This is a genomic window from Streptomyces sp. CBMA152 (assembly GCF_014596475.1).
In the GTDB taxonomy this organism is placed as follows: Bacteria; Actinomycetota; Actinomycetes; order Streptomycetales; family Streptomycetaceae; genus Streptomyces.
Genome location: NZ_MECJ01000031.1, coordinates 179,863 through 198,849, shown reverse-complemented (window position 1 = coordinate 198,849; position 18,987 = coordinate 179,863). Strand labels below are relative to the sequence as shown.

The window sequence follows — 18,987 nt, the reverse complement described above, 5'->3', positions numbered from 1 at the left end:
CCGCAGACACGACGCGCCGTCGCTACGCGACGGAAAAGATGCCGCGCTCCGCGCGGCTAAATTCCGGCTTCGCCGGAATTACGGCCAACTCCGTTGGCCTGGGCTCGAATCGCTCCGCGATTCGGCCTGGCGGAATTCGCTTCGCGAATTCCTTTGTCTGGATGCGGAATGGGGGCGGCTCGTTTTTCGGCGCTCCCTGGAATTTGGGACTCCGTCAGTTCCGGTTCTCTGATGGCGGATTGTGTGTCCGACGGTCCCGCTCGCTTTTCAATTGAAGAAGTCCACCATGGCATACGTGAATTCACGGTGAAGGGGTTCCGGGGAAATTCGCTGCGCCGCGCCCAGGGTCGGCGGACCGGGCCGGGCGGCACCACACAGTCCCCGCACACCCACCAGACGGGCCCGTACGGCCCGGCCATCGAAAGTCGCAGGTCAACGCCTCTTGCACCGCTAACTGTTCGATCCATCATCGTGCTGATCTGAACGAGGCGCCCCGGCCCGGCTACCAGGTCCGGCCCCGAGTCTGACGTCTCGTCCCACCCGCCAACCCATCGAGAGGCCCCACCGTGACCACCCACCCGAACCCGATCCCGCCGACCGATCCGGCCCAACCCCCGGCCCCCACCCCCGAGCCGGTGCCGGCCTCCACGGACGCCTCGCTGCGGCGCCAGCTCCAGGCCGTGCTGGTCGTAGTCCTCGTCCTGGCCGCCACGTTCCTCTTCTACGTCCTGCTCGAACACCCCGCAGCCGTCCCCGCCCTCGCATGCGTCGCCTCACTGGCCACCATCGCAGGCGGCATCTACGCCTTCACCAAGCTCGTCAACCACCCATGAACGACCGCCCGGGAGCCCCACAGAAGGCCGCGCCTCTGGTCGCGCCTCTGGTCGCACCGGGCGCCCCTCGGCCAGGCCCCAGAAGCGTGCTCTGACCTGGCGGACAAGGGGACCACCGGAAGCCGTGGGCGCCGCCAACTACTTCCCTACAAGGGGTCTTGAGGAAGCCGGACCCGTGTGCCGCCGCCCGCTGCGGCCACCAACACGAAGCGCTGTAGGCCGATCTGACACCCTCTCGCACACTGCCCCGCGAGGAGACCCGGGCGGGACGAAAACGCGGGAGAGAGGCACACAGCGACTCACACGGCCCCCGGGTGCAGCGCGGAGCCCCCGGCGACGCGCAACCAAAAGGCCGACCCCGACCCCCTCCACGACCGCACACCCCCGCCCCCATTCCTCCCCGTTCCTTATTCTGGGGACGTGGCGAGTGGCCGTGGAGGGGATGTCAGACCCCCCACCACACCCCAACTCCCCTGGTGACCAGCCCCAATACCCGAGACACGAAAGACGCGGGGCAACAGATACTGCAACGGATAGCGCAGTAGATACCGCAACAGATACCAGAGAGGGCGTGCGTACCAGACGCGATCTCCCGGAGCCGGAGAGACTGACAGGCCATCAGGGCATCGCGCACCACAGCCCCACCGGTTCGGCCCCGGACTCCCAGCTCTGCCCCAAGGGGCAAAGTAACCGGCGGGTAGCTTTCAGATAGTCAGATGACCGGTTTCCTTGCCCTCGGGCGCCTCGTTGGGCCGTCCGAGTGAAGCCCGGGGCAGGCGAGGGAAGGGGCGGGTGTGCGGCAAGAGCGGTCGCCGGAAGAGCTGTTGGCGAGCTGGACGCTGGTGGACGGCGACTGGGACCTGGTGGCGAACAAGAGCGGATCGACACGGCTCGGCTTCGCACTGATGTTGAAGTTCTTCGAGTCGGAGGGCCGGTTCCCGGATCTTTTGGAGGAGGTTCCGCAGTCCGCAGTGGAGTACGTCGCCGGACTGGTGAAGGTGCCAGCCGCCGACTTCGTGAAGTACGACCTGACCAGCCGGTCGGCGAAGAACCACCGCAAGCAGATCCGCGAGGCTCTGAAGTTCCGGCCCGCCACCCGGGCGGACGAGGAAAAGCTGATCGAGTGGCTCGCCGATGAGGTGTGCCCGGTCGAGCTGGTGGAGGACCGGCTGCGCGAGGCCCTACTGGTGGAGTGCCGGGAGAGGAGCATCGAGCCGCCGGGCCGCATCGACCGCATCGTCACCGCGGCCCAGACCCGGGCGGAGAAGGCGTTCTGCGCACGGACCATTGAGCGCCTGGGCGGCGCGGGGGTGGCCCGGCTTCTGGCGCTGGTGGCCGAGGAGAACGAGGACGGCGCGGCCCTGCTGGCCGCGCTCAAGCGCGACCCGGGTGCGGTCGGCCTGGACTCCCTGCTGGCGGAGATCACCAAGCTGAACGACGTGCGGAAACTCGGCCTGCCTGACGGGCTGTTCGCGGACTGCTCGGAGAAGCTGCTGGCCGCGTGGCGGGCGCGGGCGATCAAGATGTACCCCTCGGACTTCAGGGACACCGCCGAGGACGTACGGATCACGCTGCTTGCGGCGCTTTGCTCGTCCCGGCAGGCGGAGATCACCGATGCCCTGGTGGATCTGCTGGTCGCCCTGGTGCAGAAGATCAACGCCCGTGCCGAGCGCCGGGTGGAGAGGCAGCTGACGGCGGAGCTGAAGAAGGTCCGCGGCAAGGAAGGCATCCTCTTCAGGCTCGCCGACGCCGCGATCGGCAAGCCGGACGAGATCGTGCGCACGGCCCTGTACCCGGTCGTCGGCGAGAAGACGCTGCGCGACCTGGTCGCCGAGGCGAAGGCGAATGAGAAGGTCTTCAAGGCCAAGGTCCGCACCACGCTGCGCTCGTCGTACAGCTCGTACTACCGACAGATGCTGCCGTCGCTGCTGAACATGCTGGGCTTCAGGTGCAACAACACCGCCTACCGGCCGGTGATGGACGCGCTGATTCTGTTGGCCAAGTACGCCGACGTCGACGGTAAGACCCGCTTCTACGACGCTGGTGACGCGGTGCCGATGGAGGGCGTCGTGCGCAAGGACTGGCGCGAGGCGGTCGTCGACGACAAGGGCAAGGTCGAGCGGATCCCGTACGAGCTGTGCGTCCTGGTCGCGCTGCGGGACGCGATCCGCCGCCGCGAGATCTACATTGAGGGCGGGCTGCGCTGGCGCAACCCGGAGGACGACCTGCCCGGCGACTTCGAGGCCACCCGCACCGTGCACTATGCCGCGATCCGCCAGCCGATGGACCCGCAGGCGTTCATTACGGACCTGAAGCAGCGCATGACGGCCGGACTGGACCGGCTGTCGGCCGCGCTCGCGGACGGCTCCGCGGGCGGGGTGAAGGTCACCACCCGGCACGGCGAGCCGTGGATCACGGTCCCGAAGCTGGAGAAGCTGGACGAGCCCACCGGCCTCCAGGCGCTCAAGGACGAGGTCGTACGACGCTGGGGCGTCCTCGACCTCCTGGACGTGGTGAAGAACGCCGACTTCGCCACCGGCTTCACCGACGAGTTCGCCTCCGTCGCCGCCTACGAGCGCATCGACCGCGCCGTCCTCCAGCGTCGGCTGCTGCTCGCCCTGTTCGCTCTCGGTACGAACATGGGCATCCGCGCCATCGTGGCGACCGGCGAGCACGGCGAGACCGAAGCCGCGCTGCGGCACGTGCGCCGGCACTTCATCACCGTCGACAACCTCCGCGCCGCCGTGACGAAACTGGTGAACGCCACCTTCGCGGCCCGCGACACCGCATGGTGGGGGCAGGGCACGGCATGCGCGTCGGACTCGAAGAAGTTCGGGTCCTGGTCCTCGAACTTCATGACCGAATACCACGCCCGCTACGGCGGCAACGGCGTGATGATCTACTGGCACGTGGAGCGGAAGAACGTCTGCATCTACTCCCAGCTGAAGTCCTGTTCGTCGTCCGAGGTCGCGGCGATGATCGAGGGCCTGCTGCGGCACTGCACGGACGCCGAGATCGAGTCGAACTACGTCGACACCCACGGCGCCTCCGTGGTCGGGTTCGCCTTCACTGAGCTGCTGAACTTCCGCCTGCTGCCGAGGCTGAAGAACATCGGCAGCGTCCGCCTGTACCGGCCCGACGACGACCCGCCCGGCTGGCCGGCGCTCGGCGGCTCCCTGACCCGCTCGATTCGCTGGGACCTGATCGCCCAGCAGTACGACCAGATGGTCAAGTACGCCACCGCCCTGCGCCTGGGTACGGCAGAGGCCGAGCAGGTGCTGCGGCGCTTCACTCGCGGTGGCCCCAAGCACCCCACCTACGCCGCGCTCGAAGAACTCGGCCGCGCGGTACGCACGATCTTCGCCTGCGACTACCTCGCCAGCCCCGGCCTGCGCCGCGAGATCCACGGTGGGCTCCAGGTCGTGGAGAACTGGAACAGCGCGAACACAGTGCTCCACTACGGCAAGGACGGCGCCCTGACCGGCCCGGACAAGGAGCACGCCGAGACCTCCATGCTCGCCCTGCACCTCCTTCAGTCGAGCCTCGTGCACATCAATACCCTGCTGCTCCAGCAGGTTCTCGCCGAGCCCGCCTGGGCGAAGAAGCTGAGTGCCGAGGACCGGCGTGGGCTGACCGCGCTGTTCTGGTCGAACATCAACCCGTACGGCACGTTCCGCCTCGACATGGACAAGCGGCTCGACTTGGGGCTATCGATCACAGTGCCCCGGCCGCGTTTCCCTGAGCCCACCGCGACGATGCCCAGCTGAGTGTTCGGCGCCGTCGAAGAGAGTGCCCGAAGCCAGCTCCAACGGCTTCGGGCACTCTCGCCGTGGCTGGCATTGCAAGGCTCCGGTGATCCGGGCCTTACCGGGCCTGTGTGCCGCCGTCGGTGTCCGAGTGCATCTGTCCCAGGGCGGGTCTCAGATCCAGGTGGGCACGTGCCCCTCGGCGTAGCGGGCGCCGAAGCCTCCCTGAGGCAGGATCTCGTCGATGGCCTTGAGGTCGGTGTCGGTGAGGGTGAGGTCGGCGGCGCCGACGTTTTCCTGGATGCGCTTCGGGCTGCGGGTGCCGGGGATCGGCACGACGTGCTCGCCCCGGGTCAGGAGCCAGGCCAGGGCCAGCTGGGAGACGGTGGCACCCTTGGCCGCCGCGAGCTCGGCGAGCCGGTCGACGGCTTCGATGTTCTTCTCGAAGTTGCCTGGCTGCCAGCGCGGGTCGACGTTGCGGATGTCCGTGGCTTCGTACTGGCCGGCGGGCTTGGCGGTGCCGGTGATGAACCCGCGGCCGAGGGGGGAGTAGGCGACGAAGCCGATGCCGAGTTCGTCCAGGGTGGGGAAAAGCTGCTCGACGTCCCGTTCGAACAGGGAGTACTCGGTCTGCAGGACGGAGACCGGCTGCACGGCGTGCGCCCTGCGGATCGTCTCGGGCCCGGCCTCGCTGAGACCGAAGTACTTCACCCAGCCCGCGTCGATCAGTTCTTTGACGGTGCCTGCGACCTCCTCGATGGGCACCTCGGGGTCGACGCGGTGCTGATAGAAGACGTCGATGTGGTCCACGCCGAGGTAGCGCAGGCTGTTGTCGGCGACCTTGCGGATGTTGTCGGGCCGGCTGTTGAGAGGGCCGCCGATCTGCTCGGGCGGTACCGACATGTCGACGCCGAACTTGGTGGCCAGGACCACGTCGTCGCGGAAGTCCCTGACTGCCTTTCCGACGAGGATCTCGTTGGATCCGGTGCCCCAGCCGTACATCTCGGCGGTGTCGAAGAAGGTGACGCCCAGGTCGTGTGCGCGGCGGAGGGCGGCGACGCCGGCCTCCTCGTCGGTGGGTCCGTAGGCCATCGTCAGGCCCATCGCGCCGTAGCCGATCGCCGAGACCTCAAGGCCCTGCCTTCCGAGTGTCCGGTGCTGCATGACTCACTCCTCGGAAAGAAACTAGAAGGCAATTTCTGGCGAACCGTTGTGTCAGTGCGCTGCGGCGGTCAGTCCGGCGCGGTGGATGCGGGTGTGCTCGGCGACGCGCCGGCCGAGGTGGCGGGCGGTGTTGAGGTCTGCGTCGTGGACGGCGGGGGTGTCGTTGAAGCTCTGTGCGCCGGCGCCGAGGTAGAAGCCGAGGCGGTTGTCGTCCTGGGGGCTGGATGTGGTGGTGTTCCAGCCCGGCAGGAGGTTCAGGCTCACCCAGAGCATTCCGTGCTGGGCCGCCAGGAGCGCCAAGTACTGCAGGGTGTGCAGTTTGTCGCCGCTCATGGAGCCGGAGTTGGTGAATCCCGCCGCGAGCTTGTCGCTCCAGGCGCGGGTCATCCACCGCTTGGTGGTGGCCTCGGCGAAGGCGTGGAACGCCCCCGACGCGGTGCCCATGTAGGTGGGGGTACCGAAGATGATGGCGTCCGCGGCGTCCATCAGGTCCCAGTCGGCGTCGCTGAGGGAGGCGACGTCCACGCGGTGGACGTGCGTCCCGCCGATGGAGCGCGCGCCGTCGGCGACGGCAGTGGCAATCTGCGCGGTGTGGCCGTAGCCGGAATGCGACGCGATGACGATCGAGATATCGGACACGGGTGTTCCTATCCTGCCGCGATGCGGCGTGTTCGGTGGTGTGCCGGCAGACGATGAGCTGCCCGGTGCGGCGGTCGGCCGCACTGCTCTACGAGTGGGGACCGACGTCCCGGGCCGGGGTGCGGGGCATGCCCAGGTGTCGCGGGCCGGCGCCGACCACCATCAGCATGGATCGTCGTTCCGCTCTAGACGGTAGCACTGATAAGGCGGCGATACGCAATATGGGATATCGTTGTTCCATGAACGAGGGACGACGCGCCGCGCGACGCCAGGTACTGCAGGTGGCCGCCAAGCTTTTGGAGGAGGGCGGCAGCGAAGCGGTCTCCACGCGCGCGGTCGCCGCAGCCGCGGGCATCACGGCCCCCGCGCTCTACCGGATGTTCGACGACAAGGACGGACTCCTGGCCGAGCTGGCCGCCTACGGGTTCGAGATGTACCTGGCCGAGAAACGGGAGGCACTGGCGCTGACCCCGGACGACCCGGTGGCCGACCTCTACCGCGGCTGGGACCTGCACGTCGACTTCGGACTGCGGCACCCCGCGTTTTACGTGCTCATGTATGGCACTGCGCGGCCCGGGCGCCGGCCCCCGGCCGCGGACGAGGCGCACGCCCTGCTGGTGAGGCTGCTGGGCCGGGCGGCCGAGGCCGGGCGCCTCCGGGTTCCGGTGGAGCAGGCGACCCGCGTCATCCATGCGGCGACGACGGGTGCAACGCTGGCGCTGATCGGTGAAGAGCCCTCGCAGCGGGACCTGACCACTTCGGCGCGGCTGCGGGACACCGTCATGGCCTCGGTCACCACGGACTCGCCCGCCTCATCCGGGTCCGACCTGGCCTCGCACGCACTCGCCCTCGATGCCGCACTTGAAACCGCCCTCAGCACCGGGGTACCTCTGCGAGACACGGAGACGGCTCTGCTGCGCGAATGGCTACAGCAGTTGGCAGACTGAAGGGGCCGCCTACTCCGCAGGCGGTGGGCGTAGTCGGTTTCGCCGGCCGACATGCTCATCGGCTACTGCCGCACATCGACGGCCGACCAGAACCCCGATCATCAGATCGACGCACTGCTCCGCCACGGCGTCGACCGCGACAACATCCACATCGACGTCGCCAGCGGCGCGAAGGCGTCCCGCCCGAAGCTCGACCTCGTCATGCAGCTGCTGCGCGAGGGCGACGCCTTGAAGGTCACCCGGCTCGACCGGCTCTCCCGCTCGGTCCTGCACCTGGTAACCCTCGGCGCCGACCTGCGCGAGCGCGGTATCGGGCTGCACGTCATCGAGCAGGGCATCGACACCGCCACCATTGAAGGCAGGGCCATGTTCGGGATGCTGTCCGTACTGGCAGAGCTCCAGCGCGAGCTGATCGTGGCGAATACGAACGACGGGCTCGCCTCCGCGCGGGCCCGGGGGCGGGTCGGCGGACGCCGGCCGAAGCTCACCGAGGACCAGGCCGCGCTCGCCCAACGTCTCTACGACGAGCGGGAGAAGACCGTCCAGCAGATCGCCGACATGTTCGGCGTGCCACGGTCGACGGTGTATGAGCACCTCGACAAGACCAAGACCGTCCCCCGCCAGCCAAGAAGACCGCCGCCCCGCAGTCCTGAAACCAACCGGCGGGCTACTTTGCCCCTGGGGACAGAGCTGGGAGTCGGGGGCCAGGTACTGGCGCCGGTACTGGTGGGACCCGAACACCATTCAGGTGGTCGGCGGCGCCGACCTCGATCCCCACCGGGGACCAGAAGGGATCGCCCACTAGATGGATGAATGAGTCCAAGGACTCGTAGCCATAGGCTGCCGGCGAGCGGTGACACATACCGTCACCTTCGTTCGCCCAGCTGGGGAATAGCCTTGAGTCTCTAGTGACTGGAGACAGCAGAGTGGGGGACATGGACGTTACGACCCTCTACTCGATCGGGGAGCTTTCCCGGCGGACCGGCTTGCCTGTGGGGACGATCCGGTTCTACTCCGATTCGGGGGTGGTAGCGCCGACCACCCGAAGTCCCGCCGGCTATCGGCTCTACGACCTCGACGCACTGCTTCGTCTGGAACTCGTCCGCACACTGCGCGAGCTGGGCATGGACCTGCCCACGATTCAGCGGGTACTGGACCGCGAGCTGTCAATGGCAGAAGTCGCCGCGGCGCACGCCGACGCCATGGACGTCCAGATCCGGATGCTGCTACGGCGTCGGAGCGTTCTGCGAGTCGTGGCCAGACGCGGGTCCAGTCCCGAGGAGACCAAGCTCATGCACAGGCTCGCGCAGTTGTCCGGCGAGGAACGCCGACGTTTGATCGACGATTTCGTGTATGGCACCTTCGGCACAGTGGATGCCGACCCGGCCGTGGTGGCCATGGTGTGTGCTGCCACCCCCGACCTCCCCGATGATCCGACCGGTGAGCAGGTCACCGCCTGGGTGGAGCTCGCCGAGCTGGTTGGCGACGAAAACTTCCGTGCCCGGATGCGCCGGACAGCCACACGCCAGGCCGCCGGGCGTACGCTCGACATCGAGAGCGATGCCGGCGAGGAACTGACAGAGTTCACCCGTCAGAAGGTCACCCAGGCCATGGAGTCGGGCATAGACCCGCTCAGTGACAGGGCCGCACCCGTCATCGACGACCTCGTGCACCGCTTCGCCGAGGTGTTCGCGCACACTCCTGACGCGGAATTCCGACACTGGATGGCGCAGGAGTTCGAAGAGGCGCACGATCCTCAGGTGGATCGGTACTGGCGGCTGGTGTGGATCGTCAACGGCTGGCAGGTAGTACCGAGTCTGATCCCGGTGTACCCCTGGCTCATCCAGGCTCTGCGAAATGACCGCGCCGCATATTCACCGCAGTAGAGACCGCCCCGGATCCCTGAATGAGTTCAAAGGGTGGCCTGCGGACAGGGCGCGAGGGTGTCCAATGTCGGTGTGTGATGACCGACTTGGACACCTCGCAACGGCATTGTACGTCCGGATCGACGACGCGTTGAAAGCATCGCCGCATCTGGCTCCGTGGCGTCCAGCGCGTCGGGATCGCGCCCATGCTCAGTGACGCCGAACTGGTTACCGCCGCAGCGATGTCGGCACTGCTTGGCTACACCTCGGAGCGGCGGTGGCTGCGGCGCGCGGGCCGGGACTTCCGCCATCCCTTCCCATACCTGCCTCAGCAGTCCGGCTACAACAAGCGACTCCCTAACGCATCCGAGCAGTTCAAGCACATGACCAGGATGCTGGCGCAGCACACCACACTGTGGAGCGACGACGTGTGGGTGGTCGACTCCACCCCGGTCGGCTGCGACTGCTCCCGCGAGACCGCCAGGCGCTCGGACCTCGCAGGCTGGGCGCAGTACGGCTACTGCGCGTCGCGCTCCTGGTACTTCTGGGGTCTGCGCCTGCACCTGGTGTGCACGCTGGGCGGACTGCCCGTCCTGTTCGCGCTCACCGCCGCGAAGGCCGACGAACGCGAAACACTGCGCGACATGCTCGACACCGCCACTCAGGCCAGCACGAGTACGGAGCACGACGCGGGCGGGCGCGGACGGCGATCGAGGCATGCGGCGCGGCCGCGGACGGGTGCGGACCGACACCCCCGGACGCGGCTGACGGAGCGGAGGCGAACCGGGGCTGCGCGCCGCGGGCGGGACGGGCACCGCGTTGCGAGCTCTGCCAGGGGCGTTCTGCCCGTAGTGGTGGTCCGGACAGCAATCGCCCACGCCACCTCCGCACATCCGCTAGAAGAAGAGGCATGGCACAAACGCCCGAACCGTGGCTGGTCGAAGCGTTGTGGCGGGCGACCGACCTGACCCGGGCCTACCTCACCCAGGACCGCGCCCGGGTCGCGACCTGCCTCACCGGCCTGGACACCGAACAACTGGAGCATGTCTGGCCTGGCAGGTCCTGGAACACGACCGGCTCTTCGACATGCCGGGGGAACCGTCCATGTCGGCGCGCGAGATCTACGCGGCCGCGGCCGTGGCACCGCCGGAGACCGAGCTCGCGACGACGACGGCCATGCGCCGGGTCAGGCTGCCCATCAGCTGGTACAAGCCGACGGGCTGAACCGTGGGGGCCATCAGGGGGTGGACGCGAGACTCACGTGACGGTACGGCTGCTGCCAAGGCGTCGACAGTGACGGCCGCCCAGTCGAGGCTCCCTGTGAACCCGGCGGGGGGACGGCGGTACAAGCGGTCACCCCTCGTGGGGAAACCGACGCTGGCAGAGCAGACACACTGCTCTCCTCCTGGCGCAGCACGCTCTTTTCCTCCGTCAAGTGACCAGACTCGCTGGCCAGTCCCTCAAGAAATCCCAGCTCAGGGGGCTACCGGGGCAGCATGAGGGACTGAAGGGGCTCATCTTCCGAATAAGTGTCAGAGCCTGGCGCAGGCCAGTCCCCAATCGGCACAGTGAAGGGGGGAGCCGCCCGCGACACCGTCGCCGCCGACCCCCGGCTGGAAATGATCCCGATTCCGTCAAGGCCTATGGACCGTTAATTGATCTTCGGTAGGTTGGCGCGCGTCAGGTTTTGTCCTTTTGTTTCCGTTTCAAGGAGTTATCGTGTCGCACCGCGCCTTACGTCTCGGTCTGGCGGCCCTGGCGGTCATCGGCCTCTCGGCCACCGTCGCGCCGGCCGCCTCGGCCACTGACGCCTCCGAGGCCCCGCACGCCTGCCACAAGAGCGAGTTCTGCCTCTTCAGCGGGCCGCACCAGAGCGGGCAGGTCCTCTACCGGCTCAACGTCAAGGTCACCAAGACCGGTTTCACCTTCCCCGAGGTCGACTCACTCGACCCGGCGATCAAGCCAATGTCGGCGCGCAACCCGATACCCGACTCCTTCGGCTGCATCGTGCGCCTCAACGACAAGCCGCACTTCGCCGGTGACGAGCAGGAGATCTCCGGCTTCGGCGACACGGAGCTGACCGGCGCGCCCGTCGGCTCGATCACGCCCGACTGCGGCTGACCGACGTCCTGACACCGCCCGCCAACAACATGCCCAGCATGTCGTTGACCAGTGACCCCCGTCGCCGGGGAGAACGATGCCCCCGTGGGGTGACCGGGGTACCGAATCAGGGATATGAAACAGCTCTCAGTGAGGGCCACGGCGGGGCAGCCCTGTGGACAGGACTGCCCCGCCGTGCTGATGGCCCATCGGGGACCTACGGGTTCACGACCTTGCCGTTGCGGGTGTGGAAGAGGATGTTGCCGCTGCTCAGGCTCTTACCGCAGGAGAGATCGTCTTCAACGGCGACACGGGACGGAGCGCCACCGAACGGGCTAGGAACGACCTGCACGTACGTGTACTTGAAGTCGAGCACCAGCGTGTTGCCCTGACGCGCCGATCCTTGGACGATGCGCTTGCCGGTGAGGATCGTCGAGATCGTCGGGTTTGTGCCGGTCCCGTCACTTCCTTCCTCGCAGTTGACCCAGTATTGAAGGCCGGTCGTGCTGCCCCATGCTGCGGCTCTTGTGACAGCTCCGTCCGCGGCGTGAGAGGGGGCGGCAGTGGCCGTTGATGCGAGCGCGGCCAGGGCTGTCATACCAACAACGGCCCCCGCGAGCCGCGTTCTCTTCCGGGCAATGGACATGGTGATCTCCTCGTATCCCTGTGCCCCTCCCGGTCGGACCCGAGAGGCGGACAGAGACCACTTAAAGGATCACGACTCAATACCCGATCAACATCACCTAAATGCGTCGATCGCACCCTTCCTGCGCGTATCCCAGGGACATCAGCGAGCTGCGGCTGCCGCTCGCAAGGCGAAGTGCACGCTGCACCACCCCGGCCTTCCGGACGGTGAGACCGTCAGGCAGGCGCGGCGCGGAGCCCCCGGCGACGCGCAACCAGAAAGGCCGGCCCCGATCCCCTCCGCGACCGCACGCCCTCGCCCCCATTCCTCCCTTTTCCTTGTTCTGGGGGCGTGGCGAGTGGCCGTGGAGGGGATGTCAGACCCCCCACCACACCCCAACTCCCCTGGTGACCAGCCCCGATATACGAGACACGAAAGGCGCGGGGCAACAGATAGCGCAGCAGATAGTGCAGTAGATGCCGCAACAGATACCAGAGAGGGCGTGCGTACCAGACGCGATCTCCCGGAGCCGGAGAGACTGACAGGCCATCAGGGCATCGCGCACCACAGCCCCACCGGTTCGGGCGAGTCTCATCTCGGCGGCCGGGCCCCACTCAGCGTGCGGTGCGGCCCGTGAGCGGCGGGTTGAGCCGGGCGAAGCCCTCCTGGCGTTCGTACGGGAAGTACGGGTAGGGGGCGGGCTTGGCGCTCGCGGCGTCGAGGCGGGCGACCTGGTCGACGGTCAGGGACCAGCCGAGCGCGCCGAGGTTCTGCCGCAACTGGTCCTCGTTGCGGGCACCGATGATGACCGAGGAGACGGTGGGGCGGCGCAGCAGCCAGTTGAGGGCGATCTGCGGGACGGTCCGGCCGGTCTCCCGGGCGATCTCGTCCAAGGCGTCGACCACCCGGTACAGCAGCTCGTCCTCGACGGGCGGGCCGAAGTCGGCGGTGCGGTGCAACCGGCTCTGCTCCGGCAGCGGCTGCCCCCGGCGGATCTTCCCGGTGAGCCGTCCCCAGCCGAGCGGGCTCCAGACGACGGCCCCCACGCCCTGGTCGGCGGCGAGCGGCAGCAGCTCCCATTCGTAGTCCCGGCCGACCAGCGAGTAGTACACCTGGTGGGCCGCGTACCGGGCGTAACCGTGCCGGTCCGCGACGGCCTGCGACTTCATCAGCTGCCAGCCGGAGAAGTTGGAGACTCCGGTGTAGCGGATCTTTCCGGCGCGTACGAGGTCGTCGAGGGTGGACAGCACCTCCTCGACGGGGGTGCCCGCGTCGAAGGCGTGCAGCTGGAAGAGGTCGAGGTAGTCGGTGTCGAGGCGGCGCAGCGCGGCCTCGACGGTTTTGATCAGGCGGGAGCGGGAGGTTCCGGCGTCGGCCGGTCCGTCGCCCATCGGCAGCCCGGCCTTGGTGGAGACGATCACGTCGTCGCGCCGCCCCTTGATCGCGGCGCCGAGCACTTCCTCGGAGGCGCCGCCCGAGTAGACGTCGGCGGTGTCGAACATGTTCACCCCCGCCTCCAGGCAGATGTCCACGAGCCGCCTCGCCTCGGCCGCGTCGGTTTCGCCCCAGTTGCTGAAGAGCTCGCCGCGCCCGCCGAACGTCCCGGCGCCGAAGCTCAGCGCGGGCACCAGCAGCCCCGACGTGCCCAGCCTCCTGTATTCCATGGCTTCCATGGCGGATTCCTCTCCGTGTACGACGATCAACCGGCGCTAACGGGACCTGTGTTCCGTTAGGATGTGACCTCACCGTAGCAAAGTCTCAGCCTTTAATGGAACGGGAGTCCCGTTATGACGTCGGGAGAAGCAGATCCGGGGACCGTGCGCCCCGGCGGCCGGACCGCTCGCGTACGCGAGGCGGTGCTGCGGGCCGCCGGTGACGCGCTCGCCGAGGGCGGTCTGTCCGGGCTCGACCTCGCGGACGTTGCCCGCCGCGCCGAGGTCGGCAAGACCACCGTCTACCGCCGCTGGGGAACCCCTGCGGGCCTGGTCGCGGACCTGCTCGCGGACATGGCCGAGCAGTCGCTGCCCCGCACCGAGACCGGCACGCTCCTCGGCGATCTGCGGGCCAACGCCCGGCTCGTCCGCCGCACCCTCGCCGACCCCCGCCAGGGCGCGCTCTTCAAGGCGGTGATCGCCGCCGCGACCTGCGACGCCCCGACCGCGACCGCACTGCACCGCTTCTACGAGACCCGCGTCGAGGAGTGGGCACCGTGTGTGCAGCAGGCCGTGGAGCGGGGCGAGGTGCCGCAGACGACCGATCCCCACGAGGTGATCCGCGCCGTCTCCGCACCCCTCTACTACCGTCTGCTCACGACCGGCGCACCGCTCGACGAAGCACTCGCCGACCGCGCCGCCGAGGCGGCCGCCGCCGCCGCGCGCGCCGGGGTCTTCACGACGGCGGCACGAAGCCGCTAACCCGACCCCCCTGACCAGCATGAACACGGACAATGCCATCAGACGCAGAAACCACCTGCAACAACACCCGGCATTCTCAACGAAACTGACACAACACCAGGCCAGACCACCTGTCATCCCACCCCAAGACACCACAGGCCGTACTCACCCGGCCTGCAACACCCCAGCCCAACCCTGCACCCGCGCGATACTGGCCCGTCCCCGAGGCGAGATCGAGGAACTGGCCCGCCGCTGTACGGCTGCAGTGCCGGACGAACTCGCCCCCGCGTCCAGCTATCGCATCTTCGCCGTGGCCCGCGCCCGTCGGCTGAAGCTCTGCCACCGCTACCACCTGCAGCACCGGTAGCTCAGGCCCGTACCCCGTCCGTCAGGCGTACGAAGGTGTAGCCGCTGTCCAGCAGCCGGGGTACGGCCATGCGCATCCCGCGTGCCGTGCCGCCGTGGGGGTGGTTCATATGGCCGATGACGACCGAGCCGGGGCGCACCGCCCGCATCGCTTGCTGGACCTGTTCGGGGGTGAAGGTCGCGCCGCCGTCGCCGTTGACGTCGAAGGACGCGAACCGCTCGCCGAGGTCGGTGACGATCCTGGCCGCGACGTCGTCGCAGTAGGCCGTGCCCGAGCGGAAGAAGCGGGGCGGGTGGCCCAGCAGATCGGTCAGCTTGGCGCGGTTGCCCGCGACCTCGTCGTACGCTTCGCCGGCGTCGCGGGTCCCGGGGATCTGGTAGGCGGACCGCCCGGAGACCGAGAGCGGGAGGTGCCGGGTTCCGTGGTTGGCGATCTCGAAGAGCGGGTCGGCGGCCAGCTCCTTGAACACGGCCGGGTTCTCGTCGATCCACCGCGAGTTGAGGAACAGCGTGGCCGGGACGGAACTCTGGCGCAGGAACTCGATGAGCGCCTTGTCGTACGCGCTGCCGCCCCTGCCGCCGCACGCGTCGAAGGTCAGGGCGGTCACCTTCCGCGTGGTCGACAGCCGCGAGAGCGCGCCGGTGACCTCAAGGCCCCAGTGGGTGGGCTTCACCTTGCCGTACCGGGCAACGATCTCGGCCCGGGTGGGGACGGGGGATGCCGACGCGGAAGGCCGGGGCGAGCGCGACGACGCCGGACCGGTGGGTTGGGTGGCCTGCGCAGGAGTGGTCTTCGGGGCGGAAGCCGTAGCTCCCGAGCATCCCGTGAGCACACCACTCGCCGTGACGGCCAGCATGGTTCGCCGACGCACAGCCATCGAACCGCTCCTCCACATCCACACGGCGCAACTCGCCGCTTTCGGGTCAGGGTGTTCCAGGTCCAGAGTAGAAGGTGCCCGGCGGACCACGCCTACCGGTGCGGACCGCTTGTTAGGCGCGCGGCGAAATCCCCCTTGCCAACGACCTCGTGCACGGTTGGCCGCGGCCCGGCGTGCGGGTTGCTCGTTGAACTGTGCATGATGGGGGCTGGAGCGCGTGAGTTGATCGTGGCGGAGTACCGGGTCACCGGTCTGCCGCCGACGGTGATCGCTGAACTCATCGCTGAGGTAGGGCCGTTATGGCGCGAGCAGTATCACGCACGCCCGACGGGACGGGACTCCCCCACTCCGGACGCGACCGCCATCGACAACGACGGCCAGGACCAGGTCGACGACGAGGACCAGGACGTCGACTCTGAGAGGGACGGAACGGCACCGATCGGCGACGCGGCCGGGGCCCGCCGCGCCAGCCGCATCTTCGACGCCCGTCAAGACCACCAAGCCACGACACCTGCCGCCCCCGTACCGCTGCGCGAGCTCACGGACCGTCAGCTCGGCGGTGAGATCCCCCAAGAAACCGGCCAGGGCATCGGCCCCTCGCGTCGCACCCTTCGGCGCCCCCTGTGGTCGGCCTGTTCTGCGCATCCCCGGTCCCCCAGTTGTCCGCGGACAACCCCGATTGTCCGGCCCCTTACCCCCGGCTGACCTGCACGGATCAGATCGGGGCCACACGGCCAACTCCACCCCCCGGCAGTATCAAGCCGCGGAACGCCACAGATACGTTCCTCAACCTTTCACCATCTCCGAAGGAGCAACCGTGAAGATCGGACGCACGATCAAGTTCGCTGCGGCAGGGATTGCCGCAGCAGGCCTCGTCGCCGTCTCGGCCAGCGCTGCCTCAGCAGCCAGCCTGGGCGGGGATGCGTTCGCTGGCAACTGCCATGCATACATCCTCCCCTACTCCGACATGTACGCCTACGGCCACGTCGACGGGCCCGCCAACGAGTGCAAGGTGGACCTGTGGCAGACGAACACCCAGACCGGCGGCTGGACGCACACCGGCTGGGGAAGCGGAGTGAACACGTGGCCGGAGTACCACAACGACGGTGTGCACAAGCTCCAGGTAGAGGTCATGGACATCAACACCAACCAGATTAGCTGGGGTTCTCTGGTCTTCTGATCTGCCCCACAGGGGGGGTGAAGCCCGCCACACCGACATGGTCGGTCACCGCCGGACTGGATCGAGGACCACCGAGGCCCCATCGGTGTGAGCCCGGGGAAACCTTCGTCGACCGTGCCCCAGCCCTACGGCCCCCGCGCTGCCCTTGTCGGCGCGGGGGCCGTAGGGCTGGATGCCCAGATCCAGCTGCCAGGTGACCGTGGGGCGTTGCCCCACTGGCTCTGTAACGGCTCAATCCGCTGGGCACTCGACTTTCGCGGTTACAGTACCGTCCCGCATCACCGCCCGATCGAGCCGTCGATCTGCTCGCGCAGGATGTCCGCGTGACCGGCGTGCCGGGCGGTCTCCTCGATCATGTGGACCAGCACCCAGCGCATCGACGGCGGCGGGGTCTCGCGCAGCGAGCGGGCGCCGGGGCGGTCCAGGTCGCTGCAGGCGAGGGCGACCTCGTTGGCCCGGGCGATCGCCTCGCGATAAGCGTCCGCCAAGTTCGACGCGGTGTCGTCGGCGGAAACTGCACCCTCGTCTTCCCAGCACTCGCGGTCGGCGCCGGTGTAGGCCCAGACGAACCAGTTGAGCTCGACGGCCGTCAGGTGCTTGAGCAGCTGGAGCAGGCTGGTCCCGGAAGGGACGCCGGCCGTGCGGACCGCCGGCTCCGGGACGCCGGCCACCTTCGCCAGGACGGACTCGCGCAGGTAGTCCAGGAAGGTCAGCAGGGTGGTCTTCTCGTCGGCGTTCAGGCCGGGGGGCCGAAGATCGGGTCGGGGCTCCATAGTCGTCATGGCGGAACCGTAGATGATCGATTCAAGCCGTCAGTGGTCCCTACCTTGTTGATCGGGATGAGCGAGCCATTCGTAGGGTTGGCTCGCCCAGGGGTGTCGGGTGTGGCTTTCAGTGGTCTGCCGTCCGTGGCTTCGTACGATTCGCCGCCCAACACCCCGCGACGACTCGGCTGCTGATTAGGAATTGCGATGCGATCGCTGAGTAGGGACTCGCCAGCGAGGTCGTCTGTGGTGCAGGCAAGCAAGCGATCCGTGGAGAGTGCGCGTGACAGCGATCTGGGCCGGTATCGACGCCGGCAAGACCCACCACCACTGCGTGGTGGTCGACGACACCGGTAAACGGCTGTTGCCGCGACGGGTGACCAACGCCGAGCCGGAGCTGCTGCGGCTCCTGGTCGACGTCCTCGCCCTAGGTGATGAGGTCACCTGGGGCGTCGACCTAGCCGACGGCGGGGCCGCCCTGCTGATCGACCTGTTGCTCAACCACGGTCAGCACACGCTCTACATCCCCGGCATGGCCGTCAATCGGGCATCCGAGGGCTACCGGGGCGAAGGCAAGACCGATGCCAAAGACGCAGCGATCATCGCCGACCAGGCCCGGATCCGACGGGACCTACAACCCCTGCGGCCCGGGGACGAGCTGGTCACCGAGCTGAAGATCCTCACCGTTCACCGACGCGACCTCACCGACGACCGCACCCGCGCGATCAACCGGCTGCGCGGCCGCCTGACCGGAATCTTCCCGGCCCTTGAACGGGCCCTGGACCTGACCAACGCCGGGCCCCTCGTCGTGCTCACCGGCTACCAGACCCCGGCGGCCATCCGTCGCACCGGTATCCGTCGGCTGGAGACCTGGCTGCGCAACCGAAAGGTCCGTGGCGCCGCTCAGCTGGCCCAGGCCGCCGTGGAAGCCGCCGAGAGCCAGCACACGAGCGTGACCGGGGAGAAGCCGACCGCCCAGCTCGTCCACACCCTGGAGAGGGAGGTGATGCGCCTCAACGAGCAGATCGCGGAGACCGACAAGCTCATCGAGGCCCGGTTTCGCGAGCACAAACACGCCGAGGTGATCGCGAGCATGCCCGGCATCGGCCCCTTGATGGGCGCCGAGTTCCTTGCCGCCACCGGCGGGGACATGACGGCCTTCGCCACACCGGACCGTCTCGCCGGGTTCGCCGGCGTCGCCCCGACTCCCCGCGACTCAGGGAAGATCAGCGGCAACTTGCACCGGCCGAAGAGATACAGCCGCGGTCTTCAACGCGTCTTCTGCACGTCGGCGTTGATCAGCATCCGCTGCTGCGAAGAGTCCCGCCGCTTCTACGACCGCAAGCGCGCCGAGGGCAAGCGGCACACCCGGGCCGTCCTCGCCCTCGCCCGGCGCCGCGTCAACGTCCTGGGGGCCCTACTGCGTGACGGACGGTGCTACGAGTCCATACCGCCCGTCACGACAGCCGCTTGACAAAGAGATTAGG

The 18,987-nt window shown here is 68.2% G+C and carries 16 protein-coding genes and 1 pseudogene; 11 read left to right on the top strand and 6 right to left on the bottom strand.

Features of this window, described 5'->3' with window-relative positions; all coding sequences use genetic code 11:
- From BG418_RS40285 to BG418_RS32205, 3 genes are all read left to right on the top strand, one after another.
- A partial coding sequence (locus tag BG418_RS40285; protein WP_223185072.1) for a hypothetical protein occupies positions 1-275 on the top strand: 275 nt, incomplete at its 5' end.
- A gap of 291 nt (positions 276-566) precedes the next feature.
- Complete coding sequence (locus BG418_RS32210; protein ID WP_188275057.1) at positions 567-833, top strand: hypothetical protein; 267 nt, start codon at positions 567-569, stop codon at positions 831-833.
- A gap of 794 nt (positions 834-1,627) precedes the next feature.
- A complete protein-coding gene (locus BG418_RS32205) occupies positions 1,628-4,600 on the top strand; it encodes a Tn3 family transposase (RefSeq protein ID WP_188275056.1) in 2,973 nt (990 codons plus the stop codon).
- A 153-nt stretch (positions 4,601-4,753) separates the two neighbouring features.
- On the opposite strand, the gene BG418_RS32200 is transcribed toward BG418_RS32205, so the two are convergent.
- Complete coding sequence (locus BG418_RS32200; protein WP_188275055.1) at positions 4,754-5,743, bottom strand: aldo/keto reductase; 990 nt, start codon at positions 5,741-5,743, stop codon at positions 4,754-4,756.
- Positions 5,744-5,794: 51 nt separating this feature from the next.
- Entirely contained in the window at positions 5,795-6,382 is a 588-nt protein-coding gene (locus tag BG418_RS32195; RefSeq protein ID WP_188275054.1) for a flavodoxin family protein, read from the bottom strand.
- Positions 6,383-6,621: 239 nt separating this feature from the next.
- On the opposite strand from BG418_RS32195, the gene BG418_RS32190 reads away from it, so the two are divergent.
- From BG418_RS32190 to BG418_RS32170, 5 genes and pseudogenes are all read left to right on the top strand, one after another.
- Positions 6,622-7,329, top strand: a complete 708-nt coding sequence (locus BG418_RS32190; RefSeq protein ID WP_188275053.1) for a TetR/AcrR family transcriptional regulator — start codon at positions 6,622-6,624, stop codon at positions 7,327-7,329.
- 51 nt (positions 7,330-7,380) lie between these two features.
- Positions 7,381-8,142 (top strand): recombinase family protein, encoded by a 762-nt coding sequence (locus BG418_RS32185; RefSeq protein WP_223185743.1) that lies wholly within the window; start codon positions 7,381-7,383, stop codon positions 8,140-8,142.
- A 122-nt stretch (positions 8,143-8,264) separates the two neighbouring features.
- Entirely contained in the window at positions 8,265-9,215 is a 951-nt protein-coding gene (locus BG418_RS32180; protein ID WP_188277567.1) for a MerR family transcriptional regulator, read from the top strand.
- 64 nt (positions 9,216-9,279) lie between these two features.
- Positions 9,280-9,871 (top strand): annotated as a pseudogene (locus BG418_RS41000) (transposase); the annotation flags it as partial.
- A gap of 1,042 nt (positions 9,872-10,913) precedes the next feature.
- Entirely contained in the window at positions 10,914-11,315 is a 402-nt protein-coding gene (locus BG418_RS32170; protein ID WP_188277566.1) for a hypothetical protein, read from the top strand.
- 196 nt (positions 11,316-11,511) lie between these two features.
- On the opposite strand, the gene BG418_RS32165 is transcribed toward BG418_RS32170, so the two are convergent.
- Positions 11,512-11,940, bottom strand: coding sequence for a hypothetical protein (locus BG418_RS32165; RefSeq protein ID WP_188277565.1), 429 nt, complete (start codon positions 11,938-11,940; stop codon positions 11,512-11,514).
- A 593-nt stretch (positions 11,941-12,533) separates the two neighbouring features.
- Entirely contained in the window at positions 12,534-13,583 is a 1,050-nt protein-coding gene (locus BG418_RS32160; RefSeq protein ID WP_188277581.1) for an aldo/keto reductase, read from the bottom strand.
- A 123-nt stretch (positions 13,584-13,706) separates the two neighbouring features.
- On the opposite strand from BG418_RS32160, the gene BG418_RS32155 reads away from it, so the two are divergent.
- Entirely contained in the window at positions 13,707-14,333 is a 627-nt protein-coding gene (locus BG418_RS32155; protein WP_188277564.1) for a TetR/AcrR family transcriptional regulator, read from the top strand.
- 347 nt (positions 14,334-14,680) lie between these two features.
- Here BG418_RS32155 and BG418_RS32150 read toward each other — a convergent pair whose 3' ends face one another.
- Positions 14,681-15,556 carry a polysaccharide deacetylase family protein gene (locus tag BG418_RS32150; protein WP_188277563.1) on the bottom strand — a complete coding sequence of 292 codons (876 nt, stop codon included), beginning with the start codon at positions 15,554-15,556 and terminating at the stop codon, positions 14,681-14,683.
- An 817-nt stretch (positions 15,557-16,373) separates the two neighbouring features.
- Here BG418_RS32150 and BG418_RS32145 point away from each other — a divergent pair.
- Entirely contained in the window at positions 16,374-16,736 is a 363-nt protein-coding gene (locus tag BG418_RS32145) for a hypothetical protein (RefSeq protein ID WP_188277562.1), read from the top strand.
- A gap of 278 nt (positions 16,737-17,014) precedes the next feature.
- Here BG418_RS32145 and BG418_RS32140 read toward each other — a convergent pair whose 3' ends face one another.
- A complete protein-coding gene (locus BG418_RS32140; RefSeq protein ID WP_188277580.1) occupies positions 17,015-17,509 on the bottom strand; it encodes a DinB family protein in 495 nt (164 codons plus the stop codon).
- Between the two features lie 268 nt (positions 17,510-17,777).
- On the opposite strand from BG418_RS32140, the gene BG418_RS32135 reads away from it, so the two are divergent.
- Positions 17,778-18,974 carry an IS110 family transposase gene (locus tag BG418_RS32135; RefSeq protein ID WP_399001112.1) on the top strand — a complete coding sequence of 399 codons (1,197 nt, stop codon included), beginning with the start codon at positions 17,778-17,780 and terminating at the stop codon, positions 18,972-18,974.
- The last annotated feature ends 13 nt before the right edge of the window (positions 18,975-18,987 follow it).